Annotated in this window: 25 protein-coding genes and 1 pseudogene; 12 read left to right on the forward strand and 14 right to left on the reverse strand. The window is 67.7% G+C overall.

Going from position 1 to position 23,014, the window contains the following annotated elements:
- Window positions 1–22: 22 nt before the first annotated feature.
- The 4 genes from CES90_RS10120 to CES90_RS10135 form a co-directional block, all read right to left on the reverse strand.
- Complete coding sequence (locus CES90_RS10120; protein ID WP_189780914.1) at window positions 23–460, reverse strand: SsgA family sporulation/cell division regulator; 438 nt, start codon at window positions 458–460, stop codon at window positions 23–25.
- Between the two features lie 98 nt (window positions 461–558).
- Window positions 559–1,338, reverse strand: coding sequence for an IclR family transcriptional regulator (locus CES90_RS10125; protein WP_373313270.1), 780 nt, complete (start codon window positions 1,336–1,338; stop codon window positions 559–561).
- 602 nt (window positions 1,339–1,940) lie between these two features.
- Window positions 1,941–2,153, reverse strand: a complete 213-nt coding sequence (locus CES90_RS10130; protein ID WP_189780912.1) for a DUF5326 family protein — start codon at window positions 2,151–2,153, stop codon at window positions 1,941–1,943.
- A 163-nt stretch (window positions 2,154–2,316) separates the two neighbouring features.
- Complete coding sequence (locus CES90_RS10135) at window positions 2,317–2,634, reverse strand: cupin domain-containing protein (protein ID WP_189780911.1); 318 nt, start codon at window positions 2,632–2,634, stop codon at window positions 2,317–2,319.
- A 57-nt stretch (window positions 2,635–2,691) separates the two neighbouring features.
- Between CES90_RS10135 and CES90_RS10140 the strand changes: the two genes are divergently transcribed.
- From CES90_RS10140 to CES90_RS10160, 5 genes are all read left to right on the forward strand, one after another.
- A complete protein-coding gene (locus CES90_RS10140; RefSeq protein ID WP_189780910.1) occupies window positions 2,692–3,069 on the forward strand; it encodes a phage holin family protein in 378 nt (125 codons plus the stop codon).
- Window positions 3,070–3,078: 9 nt separating this feature from the next.
- Window positions 3,079–3,570, forward strand: coding sequence for a low molecular weight protein-tyrosine-phosphatase (locus tag CES90_RS10145; RefSeq protein WP_189780909.1), 492 nt, complete (start codon window positions 3,079–3,081; stop codon window positions 3,568–3,570).
- Entirely contained in the window at window positions 3,567–4,712 is a 1,146-nt protein-coding gene (locus tag CES90_RS10150; RefSeq protein WP_189780908.1) for a cystathionine gamma-lyase, read from the forward strand. Before CES90_RS10145 ends, CES90_RS10150 begins: the two co-directional genes overlap by 4 nt.
- A 189-nt stretch (window positions 4,713–4,901) precedes the next feature.
- Complete coding sequence (locus CES90_RS10155) at window positions 4,902–5,807, forward strand: LysR family transcriptional regulator (protein ID WP_189780907.1); 906 nt, start codon at window positions 4,902–4,904, stop codon at window positions 5,805–5,807.
- Between the two features lie 82 nt (window positions 5,808–5,889).
- Window positions 5,890–6,372 carry an NUDIX domain-containing protein gene (locus CES90_RS10160; RefSeq protein WP_189780906.1) on the forward strand — a complete coding sequence of 161 codons (483 nt, stop codon included), beginning with the start codon at window positions 5,890–5,892 and terminating at the stop codon, window positions 6,370–6,372.
- 47 nt (window positions 6,373–6,419) lie between these two features.
- On the opposite strand, the gene CES90_RS10165 is transcribed toward CES90_RS10160, so the two are convergent.
- On the reverse strand, window positions 6,420–7,901 hold the full coding sequence (locus CES90_RS10165; protein WP_189780905.1) for a globin domain-containing protein: 1,482 nt from the start codon (window positions 7,899–7,901) through the stop codon (window positions 6,420–6,422).
- 397 nt (window positions 7,902–8,298) lie between these two features.
- Window positions 8,299–8,931: an HAD family hydrolase gene (locus CES90_RS10170; protein WP_189780904.1), complete on the reverse strand. Its 633-nt coding sequence runs from the start codon at window positions 8,929–8,931 to the stop codon at window positions 8,299–8,301.
- Between the two features lie 176 nt (window positions 8,932–9,107).
- Between CES90_RS10170 and CES90_RS10175 the strand changes: the two genes are divergently transcribed.
- On the forward strand, window positions 9,108–9,974 hold the full coding sequence (locus tag CES90_RS10175) for a GNAT family N-acetyltransferase (protein WP_189780903.1): 867 nt from the start codon (window positions 9,108–9,110) through the stop codon (window positions 9,972–9,974).
- 65 nt (window positions 9,975–10,039) lie between these two features.
- Here CES90_RS10175 and CES90_RS10180 read toward each other — a convergent pair.
- A pseudogene (locus tag CES90_RS10180) lies at window positions 10,040–10,583 on the reverse strand (MFS transporter); the annotation flags it as partial.
- Between the two features lie 126 nt (window positions 10,584–10,709).
- Between CES90_RS10180 and CES90_RS10185 the strand changes: the two are divergent.
- Both CES90_RS10185 and CES90_RS10190 read left to right on the forward strand, forming a co-directional pair.
- Window positions 10,710–11,168, forward strand: coding sequence for a MarR family winged helix-turn-helix transcriptional regulator (locus tag CES90_RS10185; protein WP_189780902.1), 459 nt, complete (start codon window positions 10,710–10,712; stop codon window positions 11,166–11,168).
- Window positions 11,169–11,177: 9 nt separating this feature from the next.
- On the forward strand, window positions 11,178–11,630 hold the full coding sequence (locus CES90_RS10190) for a GNAT family N-acetyltransferase (protein ID WP_189780901.1): 453 nt from the start codon (window positions 11,178–11,180) through the stop codon (window positions 11,628–11,630).
- 79 nt (window positions 11,631–11,709) lie between these two features.
- Here the strand turns inward: CES90_RS10190 and CES90_RS10195 are convergent, their stop codons facing one another.
- Entirely contained in the window at window positions 11,710–13,095 is a 1,386-nt protein-coding gene (locus tag CES90_RS10195) for a serine hydrolase domain-containing protein (protein ID WP_189780900.1), read from the reverse strand.
- A 68-nt stretch (window positions 13,096–13,163) separates the two neighbouring features.
- Window positions 13,164–14,639, reverse strand: coding sequence for a replicative DNA helicase (dnaB, locus tag CES90_RS10200; protein ID WP_149823428.1), 1,476 nt, complete (start codon window positions 14,637–14,639; stop codon window positions 13,164–13,166).
- Between the two features lie 449 nt (window positions 14,640–15,088).
- On the opposite strand from dnaB, the gene CES90_RS10205 reads away from it, so the two are divergent.
- Entirely contained in the window at window positions 15,089–16,435 is a 1,347-nt protein-coding gene (locus CES90_RS10205; protein ID WP_373313261.1) for an MATE family efflux transporter, read from the forward strand.
- A 170-nt stretch (window positions 16,436–16,605) separates the two neighbouring features.
- On the opposite strand, the gene rplI is transcribed toward CES90_RS10205, so the two are convergent.
- From rplI to rpsF, 4 genes are all read right to left on the reverse strand, one after another.
- The gene (gene rplI / locus CES90_RS10210; protein ID WP_149823430.1) at window positions 16,606–17,052 is read right to left on the reverse strand and encodes a 50S ribosomal protein L9; all 447 of its coding nucleotides are present in this window, start codon (window positions 17,050–17,052) and stop codon (window positions 16,606–16,608) included.
- Window positions 17,053–17,070: 18 nt separating this feature from the next.
- The gene (gene rpsR, locus CES90_RS10215) at window positions 17,071–17,307 is read right to left on the reverse strand and encodes a 30S ribosomal protein S18 (protein WP_003949403.1); all 237 of its coding nucleotides are present in this window, start codon (window positions 17,305–17,307) and stop codon (window positions 17,071–17,073) included.
- 80 nt (window positions 17,308–17,387) lie between these two features.
- Window positions 17,388–17,966: a single-stranded DNA-binding protein gene (locus CES90_RS10220; RefSeq protein WP_189780898.1), complete on the reverse strand. Its 579-nt coding sequence runs from the start codon at window positions 17,964–17,966 to the stop codon at window positions 17,388–17,390.
- Between the two features lie 78 nt (window positions 17,967–18,044).
- Window positions 18,045–18,335, reverse strand: coding sequence for a 30S ribosomal protein S6 (rpsF, locus tag CES90_RS10225; protein WP_005482942.1), 291 nt, complete (start codon window positions 18,333–18,335; stop codon window positions 18,045–18,047).
- Between the two features lie 264 nt (window positions 18,336–18,599).
- Here rpsF and CES90_RS10230 point away from each other — a divergent pair, with 264 nt between their 5' ends.
- The 3 genes from CES90_RS10230 to CES90_RS10240 all read left to right on the forward strand — a co-directional run bounded on the left by CES90_RS10230 (window position 18,600) and on the right by CES90_RS10240 (window position 21,357).
- The gene (locus CES90_RS10230; RefSeq protein WP_189780897.1) at window positions 18,600–18,914 is read left to right on the forward strand and encodes a hypothetical protein; all 315 of its coding nucleotides are present in this window, start codon (window positions 18,600–18,602) and stop codon (window positions 18,912–18,914) included.
- A 224-nt stretch (window positions 18,915–19,138) separates the two neighbouring features.
- On the forward strand, window positions 19,139–20,260 hold the full coding sequence (gene femX, locus CES90_RS10235; RefSeq protein ID WP_189780896.1) for a peptidoglycan bridge formation glycyltransferase FemX: 1,122 nt from the start codon (window positions 19,139–19,141) through the stop codon (window positions 20,258–20,260).
- 65 nt (window positions 20,261–20,325) lie between these two features.
- Window positions 20,326–21,357 (forward strand): alanine racemase, encoded by a 1,032-nt coding sequence (locus CES90_RS10240; protein WP_189780895.1) that lies wholly within the window; start codon window positions 20,326–20,328, stop codon window positions 21,355–21,357.
- Window positions 21,358–21,483: 126 nt separating this feature from the next.
- On the opposite strand, the gene CES90_RS10245 is transcribed toward CES90_RS10240, so the two are convergent.
- On the reverse strand, window positions 21,484–23,001 hold the full coding sequence (locus CES90_RS10245) for a glycosyltransferase family 87 protein (RefSeq protein WP_189780894.1): 1,518 nt from the start codon (window positions 22,999–23,001) through the stop codon (window positions 21,484–21,486).
- Window positions 23,002–23,014 lie beyond the last annotated feature (13 nt).

The raw sequence follows: 23,014 nt of genomic DNA on the forward strand, positions 1-23,014 counted from the left end.
CGGCACCGCGGCGGCGTACGGCTCATCCCGCGCTCGGCTCCTCCGCCAGGATGCGGTCCAGCGCCTCGTCGAGCAGCGTGTCGAAGTCGGCGAGGGAACGCTCCTGCCCCAGCGGCACGAGCTTGTCCGTGCGGTCCAGGAAGGCCACGAGCGGCGCCGTGCCGACCCGGAACAGCGCCTGGTCGCTGCCCACCTGAAGCCGGATCAGGACCTCACCGAACGTCTCCGGGTCGGCGGGGGCGATGTGCACGTCCCCGTCCCCGCACGGCCGTCCCACGCCGTCGATGAGTAGCTCCCGGCCGAACGCCCAGGTCACGGGAGCGTCACCGGGCAGGTGGAAGGTCAGCCGCACGGCATAGGGATCACAGGTCTCATAACGCAGCTCCACCGGGATGCGGAAGGAGAGCTCCTCGGACACGAGGAAGCTCATCATGACCTCTGCCTGTACCGACTCGCGCATCGCTTTACCTCGCCATGTTGGTCAGTAGCCAGGAATCATCCGCCTGACACTGCTGGAAGTTTGCTGAAAGTACACGGGAGATCACAAGGAGTGATTTTTCAGATGCTGATAGAGATCGCGAGTGTCCCTAGGAGCTTTCCCAGCTCGGCCTGCAACTGATGCGTCGCGGGCAGCAGCCGGTGGGCCTGGTGCACGGGCAGCGAGATGGCGAGGGTGCCCGCGGTCGTCCCAGCAGTGATCGGGATCGCGGCGCAGACCGTGCCCAGGGCGTACTCCTGCCGCTCGACGACCGGTTCCATCCGTCCGATCCGGTCCAGGCGCCGTAGCAGGGTCTCCTTGTCACGCACCGTGTACGGGGTGATCGACCGCACGGGGTAGCGGTCCAGGTGGTCGCGGCGGGCCTCGTCGCCGAGTTGGGAGAGCAGACACTGTCCGATGGCGTGGGCGTGCCCGGTCTCCCGGAAGTCGGCCCACTCCTCGACCGCCGGGGTGCTCGGGCTGTCGGCGACGCAGAGGACCTCGATCTCGCCGTCCCGGTAGACCGCGTAGTAGACGGGCACGCCGATGGTGTCCCGCCAGTGCGCGAGGGTCTCGTTCACCGTGCTGCGACGTTTCTCCTGCGCGCCGCTGCTGCTCAGCCGCTCGGCCGCCTCACCGAGGAAGAACAGCCCTTTCTCCCGGCGCAGATAGCCCTCGTGCACCAGCGTGCGCAGCAGGTGGTAGGCCGTGGGCAGCGCGAGCCCGGTGTCCCGCGCCAACTGTTTGGCAGGCGCCCCGTGTTGCCGCTCGGCGACGGCCTCCAGCAGCCGCATGGCCCGCTGTACGGAGCCGATGAGGGTGCCCGAGTGCGATTCCGGCGGGGCTGCCGGAGCCGGGATGCGCGCTCCCCGCCCCAATCCGTGCGAGTGCGGGGTGACGAGTCCCTGCGTATCAGGGGGGCCCGGTCGGACGAGGCGGGGTGCCGGAGCCGTGGGCGGCTCTGCGGGCCGGCCGGCCTCTTCACCCGGTGACGTGCGTGGCTGTGCAGGGGGAACCGGGGCTTTCGAGGGGTCCCTACGCGGCGCCGCGGGCGGAGCGTGGGTCTGCCCGGCTCGGGTGCGCGGCTGCCCGGGTGCACCGACCGCCGTTGTCGATCCACGGCCCGGCTGTGGTCGAGGGCCCGGTTGTGGGGGAGGAACAGCGCTCTGTGTCGCTCGGGAGCGGGGCGGGAAGAGCGGTTCTGCGGGTGCGGTGTCAGCCGTGGCCAAGGGTCACTCCCGAAGCGCGAGGAGGGCCACCCGTGCGGGGCACACGGGAGGAGATGCGCCGCCCGCGGGGTCGAGCCCGCGACGAGTGCCCGGACTCTAGCCGCCCGCCACCACTCGCATACGGCCCCGCCGGGAAACTTCCCTCTGGCGAGGGAACCTCACGTTCCTGTTACCGTCGCGCCCTGGCCGACCCTCACTCACTCACGCCTCAGTTCTTGCCCCATGCTGACGCCTCACCAGTCACCGCGTGACGACGAGCTCGTCGTGAACTTCCGTACGACGTAGATCAGTCCACCGACGAGCGCCACGAAGACGAGTACCTTGAAGAGCAGGCCGATCACGAAGCCGACGACATTGGCTATCAGGCCGCCGAACACGACCAGAGCGATGACCGGCACCGCGATCCACTTCACCCACCACGGCATCCCCGCGAAGATCTCCCGCATCGCCTTGCTCCTTGTGTCTCCACCCGTGGCCCCTCTTCTGAGGCACCGCTTCCGGGATTTCTGACGTCCTGCCATCGATGCTAGGGCCGCGGAGGGGCCGTTCGGGGGCTTCGCACCCCTTGTCCGTCCCTGATCGTTCCCCTAGGGAACCCTGAAGCGGACGTCAGCCCTCCGGTGGAGAGAACACCACCACGACCCGCAGGTCCTCGGTGATGTGATGAAACTTGTGAGCAACCCCGGCGGGCACGTACACGACACTGCCGCGTGCCACCTGGGTGGTCTCCAGACCGACCGTGAGCAAGGCGCGGCCGCTCACCACGAGGTACACCTCGTCCTGGCGGTGCGGCTTCTGCGGGTCGAGCTCCCCGGCGTCGAGCGCGTACAGACCGACCGACATGTTCCGCTCGCGCAGAAACTGCAGGTAGGCGCCCTCATTGGCGGCGCGCTCCGCCTCCAGCTCATCCAACCGGAATGCCTTCATCGACTTAGCCCGCCTTGCCCGTACTCGTAACCGATCTCGTCTGCCACGATCAGACACATGAAGAATTTCGTAGTCAAGACACTCGCCAACGCCGGGGCCCTCGCGGTCGCCGTGTGGATACTCGACAAGATCACGCTGACCGGGGACAGCACGGGCAAGAAGGTCGGCACACTGCTGCTGGTCGCGCTCGTCTTCGGCCTCGTGAACGTCGTGGTCAAGCCACTCGTGCAGCTGCTCACCCTCCCCCTGTTCATTCTGACGCTCGGCCTGTTCACCCTGGTGGTGAACGCCCTGATGCTGCTGCTCACCTCGTGGCTGGCCGACAAGCTCGACCTGAGTTTCCACGTTGACGGCTTCTGGACCGCCGTCCTGGGTGGCCTGATCATCTCGATCGTCTCCTGGGCACTCCACCTCGTCCTGCCCGACGGGGACTGAGGCTCCCAGATGACCTACCGCGTCTGCTTCGTCTGCACCGGCAACATCTGCCGCTCTCCGATGGCCGAGTCCGTCTTCCGCGCCCGTATAGAGGAGGCCGGGCTCGACGGCCTGGTCGAAGTCGACAGCGCCGGCACGGGCGGCTGGCACGAGGGCGACCCCGCCGATCCGCGCACCGTCTCCGTCCTGGAGACGAACGGCTACGGCAGCATCCACGCCGCCCGGCAGTTCCAGACCTCCTGGTTCTCCCGCCTCGACCTCGTGATCGCCCTTGACGTCGGCCACCTCAAGGCCCTGCGCCGCCTCGCGCCCACCGCCGCGGACGCGGAGAAGATCCGCCTCCTGCGTTCCTACGACCCCGCGGCGGGCGACGACCTCGACGTTCCGGACCCGTACTACGGGGGCATGGATGGCTTCGAGGAGTGCCTGGAACTCGTGGAAGCGGCGAGCCCCGGCCTGCTCACCGCCGTCCGCGAGCAGGTGGAGGGACAGGTCGCATGAGCACGGAGAACCCCCCTTCGAACCCCGGTGACGGCACCCGCGTGGTGCGGGCCGGGCTGCCCGAGCCCGTCAAGCACGAGCCGACCCTGCCCGGACCGGTCTTCGCCGCCCACTACCACCTGCCCGGCGACGCCACCGGACCGTACGCCTACGGACGCGACCAGAACCCCACCTGGACCCTCCTCGAACGCGCCATCGGCGAACTGGAGGCGCCCGGACAGGACGACGTCGAGACGCTCGCCTTCTCCTCCGGCATGGCCGCCATCTCGGCCGTCCTCTTCTCCCAGCTGCGCACCGGCGACGTCCTGGTCCTACCGAGCGACGGCTACAACGTGCTGCCCCTGGCAGGCGAGCAGCTGCGGTCGTACGGCGTCGAGGTGCGCAGCGCCCCGACGGGCGGCGACGCTCAGCTCGACCTTCTCGACGGCGCCAAGCTGCTGTGGCTGGAGACGCCCTCCAATCCGGGGCTCGACGTATGCGATGTACGGCGGCTCTGCGAGGCGGCACGCGCGCGTGGATGTCTCGTCGCCGTCGACAACACCCTGGCGACACCGCTCGGGCAGCGGCCGCTGGAGCTCGGCGCCGACTTCGCGGTGGCCAGCGGCACCAAGCAGCTGACCGGCCACGGGGACGTCCTGCTCGGGTACGTGGTCGGGCGCGACGCTTCCGCGATGGAGGCCGTACGACGCTGGCGCAAGATCGTCGGAGCGATTCCGGGGCCGATGGAGGCCTGGCTCGCGCACCGCTCGCTCGCCACGCTCCAGCTGCGGGCCGACAGGCAGAGCGTCAACGCCCTCGCCGTCGCCGAGGCGCTCATGGGATGGCCCGGGGTGGCCGGGGTGCGCTATCCGGGGCTACCCGACGACCCCTCGCACAAGATCGCCTCGCAGCAGATGCGACGCTTCGGGTGCGTGGTGTCGTTCTCGTTGCCCACACGCGCGTGTGCCGAGCGTTTTCTCGACGCGCTGCACCTTGTGGACGACGCGACGAGCTTCGGCGGGGTGCGGTCCACCGCCGAACGGCGCGGACGGTGGGGAGGCGACGCGGTTTCGGAAGGCTTCATCCGTTTCTCGGCCGGCGCGGAGGACACCGACGACTTGGTGGCGGATGTGCTGCATGCGCTCTCTGTGGCTACTGATTAGTACTCCGCTACGTACAACGGACGGTCCGAGCCTCCCCCCTCGTGGCTCGGACCGTCCCGGTTCCGCGCGCGAAGAACCGCGCGAACAAGGCTAATTGACTCTGTGTCAGTGTCCAATCACAGTAGCGACAGAGACCTATCGACTTATTTATAGTTGGGCGCTCCGGGGGTGGCGAGGGGAGGGGCGACCATGGATCTGGCCTTACTGCGGACGTTCGTGACCGTGCACCGCGCCGGCTCCTTCACTCGCGCCGCAGCGCTGCTCGGCCTCTCGCAACCGGCCGTCACCTCGCAGATCCGCACGCTCGAACGACAGCTGGGTCGTCCCCTCTTCCTCCGCCAGGCCCGGGGAGTGACCCCGACGACCATCGGCGACGAGCTCGCCCACAAGGCGGCGCCGCATCTCGACGCGCTCGTGGAGATCGCCGAGACCGGCCTGGACGACGACTCCTCCTTACGGACCCTCCATCTCGCCGGTCCACCCGAGTTCACCGCCGAACGAGCCCTGCCCGCCCTCACCGAGCTGACCGGAGACGACGGACAGGGCTTCGCGCTGAGGGTCTCCTTCGGAAACGCCGACGAGTCTCTCGACGGACTCGCCGCCGGCCACCACGACCTGGCCATCACCACCGCCCAGCCACGCGGCACCCTGCTCACCGCCACCCCGCTCTGCGACGAGGAACATGTGCTGGTCACCGCCCCGCGCTGGGCCGCGCGCATCGGTCCCGGCAAGCTGCGCCGCAAGGGAGCGCACACGCTGGAGCACTTCCCGGTCATCGAAGTGCACGAGTCACTGCCGTTCATCTCGCGTTACTGGGCCTCGGTCTTCGACTCCCGTCCCGCAGCCTCCGGCACAGTCGTCGTCCCGGACCTGCGCGCGGTCCTCGCCTGCACTGTCTCAGGTGCCGGCCTGGCCGTGTTGCCCCGCTATCTGTGCGCCTCCGCCCTGGAACGCGGTGATGTCGTGGCGCTCCTCGATCCGCCGGTACCACCACTGCGGACGTATTTTTTGGTGGTCCGCACCGGCACCCTGGCCATGCCGCACATCGCGCGGGCCCACGAGTGGCTGCTGCGGGCGGCGGTGGACTGGTCCTGAAGCGGCGCGGACCACGTCGGCGCGCCGCACTTCCGTGGTCAGGCGATGTTTCACGTGGAACATGTCGGGCCACATTTCTCCCATGACCGTCCGACCCGTGGTCAAGCGCACCGCCCGCGCCGTCCTGCTCGACGGCGACGACCTGATCCTGATCAAGCGGACCAAGCCGGGCGTCGATCCCTACTGGCTCACACCGGGCGGCGGGGTCGAGCCGGAGGACACGACTGTCGTCGACGCGCTCCACCGCGAGGTGCACGAGGAACTCGGCGCCAAGATCACCGATGTGGTTCCCTGCTTCGTGGACACCGTCGAGCACATCGGCGAGGACGGCGGCGCCACGGGCGTGAAGGTCCAGCACTTCTTCGTGTGCCGCCTGGAATCCATGGACCCCTCCAAGCGCCACGGGCCCGAGGTGGATGAACCCCAGGGCGAGTACGAGATCGTGCGCGTGCCCTTCACCCGGGTCGGCATCGCCTCCGTCCACCTCGTCCCGCTGTCCCTGCGGCACTACCTGGACGGAAACATCGAGGGCGTACGGGCGATGCACGCGCCTGACCTGGGCTGACCCCTCACCGGTTTGCTGCCGGGCCGCTACCCGCATGGACCTCTCGGTCAGTCCACGGCTGCCACGAGTTCCTCCACCGAGTCGTGGCGTATGCGTTCCAAGGGGATGCCGACGCCCTTCAGCGCGTCCACACCACTGCGGATCATGCCGGGCGGGCCCGAGAGGTAGGCGTCGTACCCGTTCCACGGTCCGTACTCGCGTATGGCGTCGGGCAACTGGAGCAACCCGTGCTTGTCCACCACCGGGCGGACCTCCAGCCATGGGTTGCTCTGCCGCAGCCGCAGCAGCGTGTCGATGTCGTACAGGTCGCGGTTGGAGCGGGCTCCGTAGAAGACCTCAACCGGGCGGTGCCGTCCATGTTCGGCGACGTCCTCGACCATGGCTTTGATCGGCGCGATACCGGTGCCGCCGCCCAGACAGAGCAGTCCACTGTCGGTGGTGTGGTCGACAGTCATCGCACCGGCCGGCGGGCCCAGTCGTATGACGTCGCCAGGCCGGGCACGGTGCACGAGCGCGTTGGAGACCCAGCCCGCGGAGATCGCCTTCACGTGGAACGACAGCAACCCGTCCGAGCGGGGTGCCGAGGCGAACGAGTAGTGCCGCCAGATCCGCGGCCACCAGGGAGTCTCCACACTCGCGTACTGCCCGGCGAGAAAGGGATACGGCTGGTTCGGACGAACGGTGAGGACCGCTATGTCGGCGGTTCTCAGCTCGTGCGAGACCACCTCTGCCATCCACCAGGGCGGGGAGCGCAGCTCGTCGGCGGCCGCCGCGTCGATCATCACCTGCGAGATGGTCGTGTACGCCCGGACCCAGGCAGCCTCGGTCTCGTCGTCCCAGATCGCCTGGGCATAGCGGCTCAGCGCGCCGATCAGACACTCGCCGACGGCCGGGTAGTGCTCGGCCTGGGTGCCGTACTTGCGGTGGCCGCGGCCGAGGTTCTGCAGGTAGTCGACGAGGACCGGAGCGTTGTCGATGTGCTCGGCGGCGGTCAGCAGCGCCTTGAGCAGGCGATCGCGCTGGGCGTCCATCGCCGGAGGAAACATAGGGCGCAGTTCCGGGTGCTGGACGAAGAGCAGCGCGTAGAAGTACGAGGTGACCTTGTCGGCGACGGGGCCGACCTCAGCCATGGTGCGCCGGATGAGCACGGCGTCGGGGGAGGGCTCGGGCGTGCGGGTGGCGCGCTGGACGGGTACGCGGGCCTCGAATACAGAGCGCTCGGAGCCGTGCTCGTCCTCACGAGGGCCCGGCCGGGGGTGTGCCGGGGCGCTGGGGTGCGGCGCCTCGGTGGCCGGTATGGGATCCTGCGGAGCCTCGTCACGGTCTTGCTGGGGCCCACTCTGCGGCTCCTGAGGCCTGCTCACGGGCCGGAACGCGGCGAGACGGTTACCTTCCGGCTTCGAGCCTCCGCCGGGGGACGGCGGCTGCGTCCGCGGTGTGAACCAACCGCTTCCGTCACTGTCCCCCGAAGTGCCGTTGCCGGCCGACGTGGTGGTCGGAGCGTCCATGGTGTGCCTCGCCTCGAGCATCTTTCGGTCGATCTGCGCACTTCCCGGGTCGGAAGTAGCCTGTTTTCCCCCGCGGACGGCCTTGCTTTCCCCGTTCGTTCCTGTCGACCAATGCGGCCACATTCAACCCGCATTCCCGCTGCGTACGGACAAGTAGGTGAGAGTGTGACGTGAGCCGCAGCACTCATGCCGCAGCGTTCCACAGCGCACGGACGCCCCGCCTCATAACGGTGAACGCAGGTCTTCGATCTCCCTGTCCGGTTAGGCTGCATTGGACTGCGTTCGCACCCACTCCATGAGACGACTACATCTCGCTTCGGACACGAACCGGACTCGACCCTACCGGCAGGATCGCCATATACAAGTCCCCTCTTGCTGTACTGGAAATTCAACAGGTGCGAACCAGCAACACCTTCAATTACCGGGCGCGTCGCACCAATTCATAGGCATCCCACAGATCCTGCCCCGTGTAGGAGTGGGTGGCGAGCCGCGTCAGATACCGATCGGCATTAACAGCCACCGAGATCGGCACGGTCCCGAAGAGTTCCGCATCGGAGAGCGAGTCGCCGTAAGCGACGCAATCGGCCAGGGTCAGCCCTAGCTCCCCGCAGAGCCGATCCGCGATCTCCACCTTGGCCGCCGGTGTGAGGATCCCGGCCGGATCGACGGGCACGCTGAAGGGCACCCGGGGGAAGCGCGATCCGTACGCCGCGTGTGCACCCCATGCGGTGAGCCGCTCGACGAAGAACGAAGGCGAGAGCGAGATGACGGCGCAGTACTCCCCGCGTTCCCGGATCTCGGCCCAGGTGTCCCGGATACGCGACAGCCACGGCGCTCCGTCGAAAGCAGCGGCGACATGGCTCTCGGTGAGCCCGGCCCACAGGCCGTGTACACGCTGTGCGTACGCCCGCGAGTCGATGCGCCGCGTCACGAAGTCCCGTTCGAGTTCGGCTATCTCCTTGGCCAGACCGAGTTGCCGCGATATCTCCACGGGGGCCGCCGTGTCGTGCAGCAGAGTCCCGTCCAGGTCGAACAGGTGCAGTCGTGTCATGGGAGACGAGGCTAACCGCGCCCTCCTTCACGCCTGCACGGGTGTGCCTGCACGCGGGTGTTTCACGTGAAACATCTGTCCGCCCGCTGTGCGGTTGTGCACGAGATGGCCAAAAGCGCGTACGTGTGACCGCAAACCGGTGGACGTCCGGGCTCGTGTCGGACAGCCTGACCTGCGTGCCGACACCTTCCCCCGCCGCTCTGCCCATCCGTCGTCTGACGCCTCGCGATCTCACCGCCTGCGCCGACTTGTCCGAGGACCGGGGCTGGCCCCGCGAGGAGCACAAGTGGGGGCTGCTTCTCGCGGCAGGGACCGGCTACGGCATCGATGCCCCAGAGGGTGGTCTCGTCACCGCCTGCGTGGTCACCGAGTACGGTCCGGCGGGCCGCCCCGACCTGGGGGCGATCGGCATGGTGCTGGTCGCCGAGCGACACGCCCGCCAGGGCATCGGCCGCCGTCTGATGCGCCATGTCGTCGCAGAACTGGGCACCACTCCGCTGACCCTGCACGCGACGCCGTATGGACGTCCTCTCTACGAGGAGTTGGGGTTCAAGGTCACCGGCCGGGCTGAGATGGTCCGAGGCCACTTCGCAGCGGGCGGATCGTCCCCCGCGGTCCCCACACGCCCGGCCACGGCCGAAGACCTCACCACGATCCTGCGACTCGACGAGGAAGTCTTCGGCACGGACCGCACCCATATCCTCACCCGGCTCCCCGCCTTCGCCGATCAGCTACGCGTCGCCGAAGAGAACGGCCGGATCATCGGCTACGCGGCCGCCTGGCCCAATATGGACGACCATGTCGTCGGCCCGCTGATCGCCCGCGACACACAGACTGCGAAGGCGCTTATCGCCTCCCTGGCAGCCCACACCGATCGCCCGTTGCGCACCGACATCGACGTGCGTCATGAGGAGCTGCTGGCGTGGGTGAAGGAACGCGGCCTGGAATCGGTCGCCTTCAACGCGGTGATGACGTACGGGATTTCCGAGCTGCCGGGCGACTGGACCCGACGGTACGCCCCACTGACCGTGGCAGCAGGCTGAGGCTCCCCACCGAGGAGGCTGCCCCGCGGCTGGTCAACGAGGCACAGACGTCCGCTGCTCGACCGCAGCGCTTCCGCTACGACGGTGCTGGGGACGCTCCCCTTGCGCTCCAGCGCAGCCGGCAGAAACGCCAGCATGAGGGCGCTGACCGCGAGGGCGACTCCGACGGCCAGTTGGGTGCCGTGTAGCTGAAGCCCGCATCGATGACGAGGCCAGTGCGGGTGCGCCGTGCGCTTGGTCGAGGACCCGCTTCTGCAACGGCGGCACGGTCGCGAAGCCAAGGGCTCCGATCAGCGCGAGGGTCACCCGCTGCGGCGGCCTTGTCGTGTGCGGTGAACGCGAACAGGGCGAGGACGACGGCCATGGCGCCCAGTGAGACGTACTGCCGCCGAAGCCGAGCACGGTCATCGCCATGGCGAGCAGGACCTGGACATTCTTGAGCGCGGCCAACTCGTGGCGCAGGCGCACGCCTTCCGGCTTTGGCGTCTCGGGACGAGCCGGGCGCCCCCCCAGCAGGCCGACGACGCCCTCCGGGGCGACCAGGTCGGCCGCCACCACCGAGCCGATGCCGATGAAGGCGCCGTGGGCGAGCGAGAGTCGAAGTCGCCCGCGACATCAGGCAGCACCCCCGTGATCACGAACTCAATAGTTGCACACGCTCCATAGATGCATAAGCCGACTATTGCGCCATTGGCCTACCCTGGGCGTGAGCCGCTCCCGGGACGGAGGAAGCCGATGACAGCTACGGACCCCGCGCTCGCCGCCCTCGCTCAGGGTTGGTGCGCCCTCTCCCTGTTGCACGGGAGGATCGAGGCGCGCATCGAACGCGCACTGCAGTCCGGGCACGGCCTCAGCGTGCGCGAGTACTCCCTGCTCGACGTGTTGAGCCGCCAGCACGACGGCGAAGGAAGGCATCTGCAGATGAAGCAGGTCGCCGACGCGGTCGTGCTCAGCCAGAGCGCTACCACCCGACTGGTCACCCGCCTCGAAGACCGTGGACTGCTCGCGCGCTACCTGTGCCCGACCGACCGCCGGGGCATCTACACCGACGTCTCCGAAGCCGGCCTCAAGCTCCTCGCGGAGGCACGCCCCACGAACGACGCCGCTCTGTGTGAAGGGCTCGACGAGGCGGCGGAGAACCCCGAACTGGCCCCTCTCGTCCGCGCCATGAAGTCGCTGAACGTGCCCACGTAGAGTTCAGACATGGGAGACCTTGAAGTTCGCCCCGCGACCAAGGACGACGTCACAGCGATCGTCGCGATGCTCGCGGACGATCCCTTGGGCGCGCAGCGCGAGTCGCCGGACGATCTGGCCCCGTACCTCACGGCCCTGGAGCGGCTCAGCAGCGATCCCCATCAGCACCTGATGGTCGCCGTTCGTGGGGGCCGAGTCGTCGGCACGCTTCAGCTGACGATCGTCCCGGGCCTTTCCCGGCGAGGCTCCACTCGCTCGATCATCGAGGGTGTCCGGGTGCACGCCGAGGAGCGCGGAAGCGGACTCGGCACAGAACTCATCGAGTGGGCGATCGCCGAATCACGGCAGCAGGGCTGCCAGTTGGTACAGCTGACATCCGACATCACACGCACCGACGCGCACCGCTTCTATGAGCGGCTCGGCTTCGAGGCCACCCACGTGGGCTTCAAACTGCAGCTCTGAGCGACACTCGGTGATGCGTGCGGAATCCTGTTTCACGTGAAACATCACGTGACAGGACCCCACCCTCACCAACCGGCGTCTACGAGATCCCGCGCCACCCCTCGGGGTCCACTCCACCTGGCACTGGAGCCCCCTCCTCGTACGGCTGACGCGTGAACACGAACGAGCCGAGGTCCAGATGGCTCACAGATCCGTCGGGCCTCCGTACCGCCCTCAGGAGCTCTCCGGCGAAGTAGCCGTTGAGCCCGGTCCATGTGCCGTCGCCATTGGGGCGGAAACGAGCACTGCGCAGGGTGGCGGCGAGCGGCTCCAGCGAGACTCCCCCATCGGCCACGAGTCGCAGCGCGAAGCTATGCGTGCCCCAGTACCAAGGACCCGCCAACTCCAGGACCGCGCGGTCGACGTCGGGCAGCGGTTGCCACGGATCAGGGATCCTGGGCTCGGCCTCCGCCACGATACGTACGAGGTCAGCGGCCACCTCCGACACCACCGGCCCGGAGGTGCAGTTGGCGAGCACTACGGCAGCCACATCGTCCTCGACGCTGATCGTGAGGTTCGCGAGGAAACCCGGAACCGAACCGCTGTGGCCGACAAGGAATCGGCCGTCTTGGTGTTGGAGCTGCATTCCGAGTCCGTATGCCGCACCGGCGGATACGTCAGCTGCCTCGCCCGGTGCAGCGGGCGTCCGCATCTCCAGGACGGACTCCGCGCTCAGTACTCGATCGTCCCCCTTGGCCAGGAAGACAGCGAAGCGCGCCAAGTCAGCTGCCGTGGACCAGAGTTGCCCCGCCGGACCCATCCGCCCCAGGTCCTCGACGCGCTCCGGCAGCAAGACGTCGGCCCAGGGGTGCACGGCCCAGCCACCGGCGTGCGGCGCCTGGGGGTGCCACGTCGTGCGGTGCAGTCCCAGCGGTTCGAGCACCTCACGCCGCAGGACATCCTCCCAAGGCGCGTCCCTCAACCGCTCGACGAGCGCGCCGAGGAGGGTGAAGCCCGGGTTGGAGTAGTGGAAGCGGCGACCGACCGGGTGCCGGTGCGGCTGCTCGCCGAGCACGTCGGCGAGTTCCGGGCGCAGGGAACCAGGGGTGCGCTCCCACCAGGGGGAGGGTGACTCCGCCGCCAGTCCACCTGTGTGCGCGAGCAGTTCGGCGATGGTGGCCTCCCCCGCGCCGGTGCCCGGCAGATGCTTCTCCAACGGGTCACCGAGGTCCAGCAGGCCCTCATCGCGCAACCGCAGCACCAGAACGGCCGTGAAGGTCTTGGTGATAGAGCCGATGCGGTACTGCACGTTCGCATCCGGCGCGTGCCCGTCCACCGAGGTCCGCGCCCCGTTCCACACCCTTTCCCCGCCCCGGACCACCGCCGCGACCAGCGAAGGCGCACGCCCCTCGGACTGAGCGACAGCGATGCGGTGCAGCAGGGCCCGGCGCGTGGCGGGCAGCAGCTTTTCCTGAGGTGTTGTCATGCGCCCAGTTCATCCGGCACGGGCATCGCGCGTCGAGCGCTTTTCCTCCGGACGGCGAGGCCTCCGGATCAGGTCTGCGCCATGTCCACGAATCGCGAGTAGTGCCCCTGGAAGGCGACCGTGATCGTGGCCGTAGGACCATTACGGTGCTTGCCCACGATGATGTCCGCCTCACCCGCTCGGGGCGACTCCTTCTCGTACGCGTCCTCGCGGTGCAGCAGGATCACCATGTCCGCGTCCTGCTCGATCGATCCCGACTCGCGCAGGTCGGAGACCATGGGCTTCTTGTCCGTACGCTGCTCGGGGCCACGGTTGAGCTGGGACAGCGCGATCACTGGCAGCTCCAGCTCCTTGGCCAGCAGCTTCAGGTTTCGCGACATGTCCGAGACTTCCTGCTGGCGGCTCTCAGACCGCTTGCCGCCGGACTGCATCAGCTGCAGATAGTCGATGATGACGAGCTTCAGGTCGTTGCGCTGCTTCAGGCGCCGGCACTTGGCGCGGATCTCCATCATCGACAGGTTCGGGGAGTCGTCGATGTAGAGCGGCGCGGCCGAGACATCGGGCATCCGGCGGGCCAGCCGGGTCCAGTCCTCGTCCGTCATGGTGCCGGACCGCATGTGGTGCAGGGCCACGCGCGCCTCGGCCGACAGCAGACGCATCGCGATCTCGTTGCGACCCATTTCGAGCGAGAAGATCACGCTCGGCAGGTTGTGCTTGATGGAGGCGGCGCGAGCGAAGTCCAGCGCCAGCGTGGACTTACCCATAGCGGGTCGGGCCGCGATGATGATCATCTGGCCGGGATGTAGACCGTTGGTGAGCTGGTCGAGATCGGTGAAGCCGGTCGGCACACCGGTCATCTCCCCCGACCGCGAGCCGATCGCCTCGATCTCGTCGAGAGCGCCCTCCATGATGTCGCCGAGCGGCAGATAGTCCTCGGTGGTGCGCTGCTCGGTGACCGCGAAGATCTCCGCCTGGGCTCTGTTGACGATCTCGTCCACGTCGTCGTCGGCCGCGTATCCCATCTGGGTGATGCGGGTGCCGGCCTCGACCAGGCGGCGCAGGACCGCACGCTCATGGACGATCTCCGCGTAGTACTCCGCGTTCGCCGCCGTCGGCACCGTCTGGACAAGACCGTGCAGATAGGAGGCGCCACCGACCTTGGTGATCTCACCGCGTTTCGTGAGCTCGGCGGCGATGGTGATGGGGTCGGCGGGCTCGCCCTTGGCGTAGACGTCGAGGATCGCCTGGTAGATGGTCTCGTGGGCCGGCTTGTAGAAGTCGGGGCCCTTGAGGATCTCGACCACGTCGGCGATGGCGTCCTTGGACAGCAGCATGCCACCGAGGACGGACTGCTCGGCGTCGAGATCCTGCGGGGGCACCCTCTCGAAGGCCGAGCCTCCGCCGTCCCATTCCCCGTTGTCCCGGCCTCGGTCGTGCTGCTCGTCCCGGCTCCGGCCGCCGTCGTGGCGTCGACGGGAGGCGGGCAGACGATCACTGGGTCCGCTGTCGGCCCACGGGTCGTCCAGGGGCTCGGAAATGCTCACCGAGCGACCTCCTCCCGTCCGCCGAGCGGACCTCGCCGTGCCTCTCATTTCTACGGCACGACACTGACAAATGAGACGCCCAACTCCGGTTCTGGTAGGTCGGTTTTGCGAGGTTTCCGTGATCTACCAAGGAGCGGGCGCCGCACCACCGTAGGCCCGCAGGCACCGTCAGCCAATCTGGTTATCCACAGGCCATGTGGACGACGGCCCAGATGCTGTGGAGAACCCCGCAAAACCTGTGCACGACTCGGTGGACAGGCCTGTGAACAAGCCCTCGCCACCTCCCCGAAGACCGCTCCGACCTGGATATTTACCGTCCACCGGCTGTGCAGAAGAAAAACTTCCCTGACCGGATCAAGATCATCGCAACGATTACGCGACAGCACCCTCCATCGAATCCTATGTAATAGGCACTAGGTGGTTGCATCTCTTACCTGTGGAAGATTAGATTGGTGGCCATGACACAGGCTCCCGCGACGACCAAGGCCGCCCGGCGCCGGCACGACCGAGAGATCATCACGCTGGCCGTTCCGGCCTTCGGCGCGCTCGTCTCCGAGCCCCTTTTCCTTATGGTCGACACCGCCGTCGTCGGCCACCTCGGCACCGCCCAACTGGCCGGTCTCGGTGTCGCTTCAGCACTCCTCGTCACCGCGGTCAGCGTCTTCGTCTTCCTGGCATACGCCACCACGGCTGCTGTCGCCCGACAGGTCGGTGCAGGCGATCTGCGGGCTGCCATTCGTCAGGGCATGGACGGCATCTGGCTCGCTCTGCTCCTCGGCGTCCTCGTCATCGCGGTCGTCCTCCCCACAGCGCCTTCCTTGGTGGCCCTCTTTGGTTCCTCGGACACCGCAGCCCCTTATGCCACGACCTACTTGCGAATCTCGGCCCTCGGCATCCCGGCGATGCTCGTCGTCCTCGCCGCCACAGGTGTACTGCGCGGTCTCCAGGACACGAAGACCCCTTTGTACGTCGCCGTCGTGGGCTTCTTCGCCAACGGCGCCCTTAACGTGGGCCTCGTCTACGGCGCCGACCTGGGCATCGCCGGATCCGCCTGGGGCACGGTCATCGCCCAGTGCGGCATGGCTGTCGCCTATCTCTGGGTCGTGATTCGCGGAGCACACAAGCACGGCGCTTCACTACGTCCGGACGCCGCCGGTATACGTGCCTCGGCTCAAGCCGGAGCGCCCCTGCTCATCCGGACGCTCTCCCTGCGAGCGATTCTGATGATCGCCACCGCGGTCGCCGCCCGTCTGGGAGACGAGAACATCGCCGCACACCAGATCATCCTCTCCCTGTGGAGCCTGCTTGCCTTCGCTCTGGACGCGATCGCCATAGCAGGACAGGCCATCATCGGCCGGTACCTGGGAGCGGGCGACGCTCAGGGAGCACGCGAGGCATGCCGCCGCATGGTGCAGTGGGGGATCGCCACGGGTGTCGTACTCGGACTTCTGGTGATCGCCACCCGCCCCCTGTTCATCCCACTCTTCACAGGCGACCCAGCGGTGCAGGAAGCAGCGCTGCCCGCCCTGATCGTGGTGGCACTCGCCCAGCCGATCTCCGGGATCGTGTTCGTACTCGACGGCGTACTGATGGGCGCGGGAGACGGCCCCTATCTGGCCCGGGCAATGATGTTGACCTTGGCGGTCTTCGTCCCTGCAGCTCTGCTCGTCCCTGCCCTCGGCGGCGATCTGACGGCCCTCTGGGCCGCCATGACGCTGATGATGGCGACTCGCATGCTGACCCTGTGGCTGCGCTCCCGCTCCGGTCGCTGGATCGTCACCGGAGCGACGCGCTGAAAAGCCCAGCCTCGTTTCACGTGAAACATCGCCCTTCGCTCTGTTTCACGTGAAACAGTCACTCCGCAGGTATCCGGCCTGAATTACCTACGGCGGGGAGCCCGAGAAAAGCATGTGGGGCCGCACCCTTCACAGGGTGCGGCCCCACGCTGCTTCAGCGAGCGCGACGCTTAGGCCGCGACAACCTCGATGTTGACCTTGGCGGCAACCTCGGGGTGCAGACGCACGGACGTCTCGTGAGCGCCCAGCGTCTTGATCGGAGCAGACAGCTCGATGCGGCGCTTGTCGACCTCGGGGCCACCGGAGGCCTTGATCGCGGAAGCGATGTCGGCCGGGGTGACGGAACCGAAGAGACGACCGGCGTCGCCGGAGCGGACGGCCAGGCGGACCTTGACGGCCTCAAGCTGACCCTTGACCTGGTTGGCCTGCTCGATGGTCTGGATCTCGTGGATCTTGCGAGCACGACGGATCTGCTCGACGTCCTTCTCGCCACCCTTGGTCCAGCGGATCGCGAACTTCCGCGGGATCAGGTAGTTGCGAGCGTAACCGTCCTTGACGTCGACGACGTCGCCGGCGGCACCGAGGCCAGAGACCTCGTGGGTGAGGATGATCTTCATTAGTCGGTCACCCTTCCCTTAGCGCGCGGTGGACGTGTAGGGCAGCAGCGCCATCTCACGGCTGTTCTTGACGGCCGTGGCGACGTCACGCTGGTGCTGCGTGCAGTTGCCGGTCACGCGGCGGGCACGGATCTTGCCGCGGTCGGAAATGAACTTCCGCAGCATGTTCGTGTCCTTGTAGTCCACGTACGTGACCTTGTCCTTGCAGAAAGCGCAGACCTTCTTCTTCGGCTTGCGCACAGGCGGCTTCGCCATGGTGTTTCTCCTGTGTGATCAAGAAGTTTGGGGTACGGCCCCGCCCTTGACCTCCAGGACCGTGATCGGCCCGAAGAGTCTTAGAAGGGGGGCTCGTCCGAGTAGCCGCCACCGCCGCCGGAGCTTCCGCCCCAGCCGCCGCCACCGCCCTGGTTGCCACCGGCGGGAGCACTGCTGGCCCACGGGTCGTCGGCGGGAGCGCCGCTCTGCTGACCGCCGCCGGGGCCTCCGCCCCAGCCGCCGCCACCCTGGCCGCCACCGCCACCGCCGCCGTAACCGCCCTGGCCACCGCGGCCGGCGGTCTTGGTGACCTTGGCCGTGGCGTTCTTCAAGCTGGCGCCGACTTCCTCGACGTCAAGCTCGTAGACCGTGCGCTTGACGCCCTCACGGTCCTCGTAGGACCGCTGCTTCAGCCGGCCCTGCACGATGACGCGCATGCCTCGCTGGAGCGACTCGGCGACGTTCTCCGCCGCCTGACGCCAGACCGAGCAGGTCAGGAACAGGCTCTCGCCGTCCTTCCACTCGTTCGTCTGGCGGTCGAAAGTGCGGGGGGTGGACGCGACACGGAACTTCGCGACCGCCGCACCGGACGGGGTGAAGCGCAGCTCGGGGTCGTCGACAAGATTGCCGACGACCGTGATGACGGTCTCGCCTGCCATGGGGGAACCTCTCGGCGGGTTTGCTGCTGGCTGCTTGGTGCTGCTACTCGGATCCCGGGATCAGCTGAGCGGAAGAGCTCAGTGGGTCTCGGGGCGGAGGACCTTGGTCCGGAGGACCGACTCGTTCAGGTTCATCTGGCGGTCGAGCTCCTTGACGACCGCAGGCTCGGCCTGCAGGTCGATGACCGAGTAGATGCCCTCAGGCTTCTTCTTGATCTCGTACGAGAGACGACGACGGCCCCAGGTGTCGACCTTCTCGACCTTTCCGTTGCCCTCACGGACGACGGAGAGGAAGTTCTCGATCAGAGGGGCGACAGCGCGCTCCTCCAGATCGGGGTCGAGGATGACCATCACCTCGTAGTGACGCATGTGGAACCCACCTCCTTTGGACTCAGCGGCCACGGTCGTTCCGTGGCAGGAGGGTTGTGATGCGTACGCAACGGTATCGGCCGCCACTGACAATCGGGGGTCCCGTCGGGGAATCCATGCCATGGCCTGGGCAGACACTGCTACAGACGGTACAGAGTACCCGCACACCCGCTTCCGGTTGAAATCCGGCCCTGGGGACCGTCAATCTGTACGCATCGGGTGTGTATGGCGCTACGATGCGCCGCCTTCCGCAGGAGGTGCCCTATGGCACAGACATCGCGACCCAACATCGCCGGCTCTCTGCTCGCCACCGACAACAAGCCCCACCCCGTGCAGGACACCCTGCTCGCCGTGACGCTCCTGCTCGGGGCGGTCTCCTTCATCACGGCGATGTTCGACCATCTGCACCTGCTCAGTTCCTGGACAGGGCTGGTGGGCATCCTCACCGGCGCGTACGGGCAGTTCATCTCGGAGACAACCCGTGAGCGCTTCGGACTGATCGTGGGTCTCGGTGCCTCGGCCGTCGGATTCTTCCTCGGCATGGCCCATGGAGGGCTCTTCGGCGGGGTCATCAGCTGACTCCGTACCAACTGCCGTACGGTCGGGGGACGGTTCCTGTGGCGGGCCGTCGCCTTACATCGGACCAAGCGGCCGAATAACACCGTCTGGCGTCCCGGCCAGGTACCGGCCGGGCGCCAGGTTGCGTACGGCCATCCGGGGCGCTCGCAGGGCGCAGTAGGCTTCGGCGCGAGAGCCGGAGCCCCTGTACCCATGGGGACACACCAGCCCGAGGAGCACCCCGAATGAGCCTGACCCTGAGGACGATCAGCCGAGAGCAGCATCTGGCGTACATCCAGAGCCTGCCCGCGGCGAGCCACATGCAGGTCCCGGCCTGGGCCGACGTCAAGGCAGAGTGGCGCTCCGAGAACCTCGGGTGGTTTGACGACAAGACCGGCGAGATGGTGGGCGCCGGCCTGGTGCTCTACCGCCAGCTGCCCAAGATCAAGCGCTATCTCGCCTACTTGCCCGAGGGCCCGGTCATCAATTGGTTCGCGCCGAACCTCACCGACTGGCTCGAGCCGATGCTCGCCCATCTGAAGCAGCAGGGTGCCTTCTCGGTGAAGATGGGGCCGCCGGTCATCATCCGGCGCTGGGAGGCCACGTCCATCAAGAAGGGCATCCAGGACCCGGACGTGAAGCGCCTGCGCGACATCGAAGCGGACTTCATCGAGCCGCGTGCCTTCGAGGTCGCCGACAAGCTGCGCCGCATGGGCTGGCAGCAGGGCGAGGACGGCGGTGCCGGCTTCGGGGACGTCCAGCCCCGCTACGTCTACCAGGTGCCGCTCGCCAACCGCTCCCTGGAAGAGGTCCACAAGAACTTCAACCAGCTGTGGCGCCGGAACATCAAGAAGGCCGAGAAGGCAGGCGTCGAGGTCGTCCAGGGCGGCTACCACGACCTGGAGGAGTGGCAGCGGCTGTACGAGATCACGGCCGTGCGTGACCGCTTCCGGCCCCGCCCGCTGTCGTACTTCCAGCGCATGTGGACGGCCCTCAACACCGAGGACCCCAACCGCATGCGTCTCTACTTCGCCCGGCACGACGGCGTGAACCTGTCCGCCGCGACGATGCTGGTCGTCGGTGGTCACGTCTGGTACTCGTACGGCGCTTCGGACAACATCGGCCGTGAGGTCCGGCCCTCGAACGCGATGCAGTGGCGCATGCTGCGCGATGCCTACGCTCTCGGCGCGACCGTCTACGACCTGCGCGGCATCTCCGACTCGCTGGACGAGACGGATCACCTCTTCGGCCTGATCCAGTTCAAGGTGGGCACGGGCGGGCAGGCCGCCGAATACCTCGGCGAATGGGACTTCCCGCTCAACAAGCTGCTCCACAAGGCGCTCGACATCTACATGTCGCGCCGCTGACGCCCCCGTTTTTGCTTCCATACCTCTGATACACCGCAGCCACGAGAAAGGTTCCGGGACCGGCCATGGCGCTCACGCTCTACGTCGACACCACGCGCTGGCGGGCACACCACAAGCACGTTCAGGAGCAGTTCCCGGGACTCGTCCCCGTCTGCAAGGGCAACGGCTACGGCTTCGGGCACGAGAAGCTGGCGGAAGAGGCCACGCGCCTCGGGTCGGACGTCCTCGCCGTCGGCACCACCTACGAGGCTGCCCGGATCAAGGACTGGTTCAGCGGCGACCTGCTGGTGCTGACGCCCTACCGACGCGCTGAAGAGCCCGTACCCCTGCCCGACCGCGTCATCCGCTCCGTGTCGTCGGTCGACGGCGTGTACGGCCTCGTGGGCGCCCGCGTCGTCATCGAGGTCATGTCCTCGATGAAGCGGCACGGTGTCAGCGAGCAGGAGCTGCCCCAGCTCCACGCGGCCATAGAGAACGTGCGCCTGGAGGGCTTCGCCATCCATCTGCCGCTGGACCGCACCGACGGCTCGGACGCCGTCGAGGAGGTCATCGGCTGGATGGACCGTCTGCGCGCGGCCCGTCTCCCGCTGCACACCATGTTCGTCAGCCATCTCAAGTCCGAGGAACTCGTCCGCCTCCAGCAGCAGTTCCCGCAGACCCGCTTCCGGGCCCGTATCGGCACGCGGCTGTGGCTGGGGGACCACGAGGCGACCGAGTACCGCGGGGCGGTCCTGGACGTTACTCGGGTCGCGAAGGGCGACCGCTTCGGTTACCGGCAGCAGAAGGCGGCCTCGGACGGCTTCCTGGTGGTCGTGGCGGGCGGAACGTCGCATGGGGTGGGTCTGGAGGCTCCGAAGGCGATGCACGGCGTCATGCCGCGCGCCAAGGGCGTTGCACGGGCCGGCCTCGCGACGGTCAACCGGAACCTTTCTCCGTTCGTCTGGGGCGGCAAGCAGCGTTGGTTCGCCGAGCCGCCGCACATGCAGGTGTCGATCCTCTTCGTGCCCGCGGACGCCCCTGAGCCGAAGGTGGGCGAGGAATTGGTGGCCCATCTGCGGCACACGACCACACAGTTCGACCGCATCGTCGACTGCTGATCTCAGCCCCTCAGGGCACGCAGCGGCGCATCGGCGGGCGGGAGCGATCGCCCCGCACAACATGGAAGGCCGTACACGGATAACCCCGTGTACGGCCTTCCGCGTCAGACCACGCGCCATGTTCGCTCAGGGCGAACTGTCTGCCGGATCCCGGCTGCCCCACTCCACAGGCGGCCCCTCGAAGTGCGCCTCGTGGCGCGGGGGACGGGCCGCGGCGCCGTACACATGGACGTCCTCCGCGCCGTCCAGCACACCGCCGGACGGATCGTCGTCACCGGCTCGGCGCACCACGTCCCGTTCCGGCATGAAGATGTCGCGTACGACGACGACGCACAGGTACAGGGTTCCCAGCAGGTGGGCCACGATGGCGAACTGGTATCCCTCGGCGGGCAAACCCTTGTGGGCGTCCCCGCTCGTCGTGTACGCGAGGTACATCCAGATCCCCAGGTAGTACGCGACCTCGCACGCCTGCCAGATCAGGAAGTCACGCCAGCGGGGCCGGGCCAGCGCGGCGAGCGGGACCAGCCAGAGCACGTACTGCGGCGAGTAGACCTTGTTGGTGAGGATGAAGGCAGCGACGATCAGGAAGGCCAACTGAGCGAAGCGGGGACGGCGCGGCGCGGTCAGCGTGAGCGCGGCGATACCGGCGCAGACCAGCAACATGGCGATCATCGCGTACGCGTTCGCCGTCTCGGCGGTGATCTGGATGTTCATCCGCTGCGAGATGACGAGGAAGAACGAGCCGAAGTCGACGCCGCGTTCCTGACTGAAGCGGTAGAACTTCGCCCACCCGTCCGGCGCCAGGAGCATCACGGGAAGGTTCACCGCGAGCCAGGCCCCGACGGCGCCGAGCAGCGCGATCCCGAACGCACGCAGCTTGCCCGCCCGCCAGCACAGTACGAGGAGCGGTCCGAGCAGCAGGAACGGGTAGAACTTGGCGGCGGTGGCGAGCCCGAGCAGCACACCGAAGGCAAGGGGACGCTGACGGGACCACATCAGCATCGCGGCGGCCAGCAGGGCCACGGCGAGCAGATCCCAGTTGATGGTGGCCGTGAGGGCGAAAGCGGGCGCCAGGGCCACCAGCAGGCCGTCCCAGGGCCGCCGCCGGTGGATGCGCGCGGCACAGACGGCGATGACCGCCGCGCACGCCATCAGCATCCCGGCGTTGACCACCCAGTACCACTGCTCTTGTTCCTGGATGCTGCCGCTGCCCGGGGTGAGCCACGCGGCGACCTCCATGAACACTCCGGTAAGCACCGGGTACTCGAGGTATTCCATGTCGCTGGTGTCGACAGGAATCTTGTCGAAGTACGGCACGAGGCCATCGGCGAAACCGCGCCCCTGGTAGAGGTGCGGGATGTCCGAGTAGCACGCGTGCGTGTACTGAGAGCTGGCACCGAAGAACCAAGCGCCGTCGTAGCAGGGCAGCTTCTGCACCATGCCGAGCGCGAACATGCCGATCGCCACGAGTGCGACGACCCGCACGGGGGTCCACCAGGACGACCCGAGCAGTGCCCGCCGCCCGATCGGGCCGCCGATCAGCTCACTGCCGGTCGCAGCGACCTCGTCCTCTTTGGTGGGACGCACCGGCTCCGGCTCGTCCACGCTCATTCGCGTCGTCTCTGCACTGGGCATGCCGCACATCCTGCCGTACGCG

Source organism: Streptomyces capitiformicae, from assembly GCF_002214185.1.
Classification (GTDB): Bacteria; Actinomycetota; Actinomycetes; order Streptomycetales; family Streptomycetaceae; genus Streptomyces; species Streptomyces capitiformicae.

What these genes read in the sequence shown, in the direction of transcription:
- CES90_RS10145 (WP_189780909.1), top strand. Translation starts at nt 3,079, where the DNA reads ATGACCTACCGCGTCTGCTTCGTCTGCACCGGCAACATCTGCCGCTCT.
- rplI (WP_149823430.1), bottom strand. Translation starts at nt 17,052, where the DNA reads ATGAAGATCATCCTCACCCACGAGGTCTCTGGCCTCGGTGCCGCCGGC.
- rpsF (WP_005482942.1), bottom strand. Translation starts at nt 18,335, where the DNA reads ATGCGTCACTACGAGGTGATGGTCATCCTCGACCCCGATCTGGAGGAG.
- CES90_RS10245 (WP_189780894.1), bottom strand. Translation starts at nt 23,001, where the DNA reads ATGTGCGGCATGCCCAGTGCAGAGACGACGCGAATGAGCGTGGACGAG.
- CES90_RS10135 (WP_189780911.1), bottom strand. Translation starts at nt 2,634, where the DNA reads ATGAAGGCATTCCGGTTGGATGAGCTGGAGGCGGAGCGCGCCGCCAAT.
- CES90_RS10160 (WP_189780906.1), top strand. Translation starts at nt 5,890, where the DNA reads ATGACCGTCCGACCCGTGGTCAAGCGCACCGCCCGCGCCGTCCTGCTC.
- rpsR (WP_003949403.1), bottom strand. Translation starts at nt 17,307, where the DNA reads ATGGCGAAGCCGCCTGTGCGCAAGCCGAAGAAGAAGGTCTGCGCTTTC.
- CES90_RS10240 (WP_189780895.1), top strand. Translation starts at nt 20,326, where the DNA reads ATGGCGCTCACGCTCTACGTCGACACCACGCGCTGGCGGGCACACCAC.
- CES90_RS10185 (WP_189780902.1), top strand. Translation starts at nt 10,710, where the DNA reads ATGACAGCTACGGACCCCGCGCTCGCCGCCCTCGCTCAGGGTTGGTGC.
- CES90_RS10220 (WP_189780898.1), bottom strand. Translation starts at nt 17,966, where the DNA reads ATGGCAGGCGAGACCGTCATCACGGTCGTCGGCAATCTTGTCGACGAC.
- CES90_RS10140 (WP_189780910.1), top strand. Translation starts at nt 2,692, where the DNA reads ATGAAGAATTTCGTAGTCAAGACACTCGCCAACGCCGGGGCCCTCGCG.
- CES90_RS10170 (WP_189780904.1), bottom strand. Translation starts at nt 8,931, where the DNA reads ATGACACGACTGCACCTGTTCGACCTGGACGGGACTCTGCTGCACGAC.
- CES90_RS10190 (WP_189780901.1), top strand. Translation starts at nt 11,178, where the DNA reads ATGGGAGACCTTGAAGTTCGCCCCGCGACCAAGGACGACGTCACAGCG.
- CES90_RS10155 (WP_189780907.1), top strand. Translation starts at nt 4,902, where the DNA reads ATGGATCTGGCCTTACTGCGGACGTTCGTGACCGTGCACCGCGCCGGC.
- CES90_RS10120 (WP_189780914.1), bottom strand. Translation starts at nt 460, where the DNA reads ATGCGCGAGTCGGTACAGGCAGAGGTCATGATGAGCTTCCTCGTGTCC.
- CES90_RS10130 (WP_189780912.1), bottom strand. Translation starts at nt 2,153, where the DNA reads ATGCGGGAGATCTTCGCGGGGATGCCGTGGTGGGTGAAGTGGATCGCG.
- CES90_RS10230 (WP_189780897.1), top strand. Translation starts at nt 18,600, where the DNA reads ATGGCACAGACATCGCGACCCAACATCGCCGGCTCTCTGCTCGCCACC.
- CES90_RS10150 (WP_189780908.1), top strand. Translation starts at nt 3,567, where the DNA reads ATGAGCACGGAGAACCCCCCTTCGAACCCCGGTGACGGCACCCGCGTG.
- CES90_RS10165 (WP_189780905.1), bottom strand. Translation starts at nt 7,901, where the DNA reads ATGCTCGAGGCGAGGCACACCATGGACGCTCCGACCACCACGTCGGCC.
- CES90_RS10195 (WP_189780900.1), bottom strand. Translation starts at nt 13,095, where the DNA reads ATGACAACACCTCAGGAAAAGCTGCTGCCCGCCACGCGCCGGGCCCTG.
- femX (WP_189780896.1), top strand. Translation starts at nt 19,139, where the DNA reads ATGAGCCTGACCCTGAGGACGATCAGCCGAGAGCAGCATCTGGCGTAC.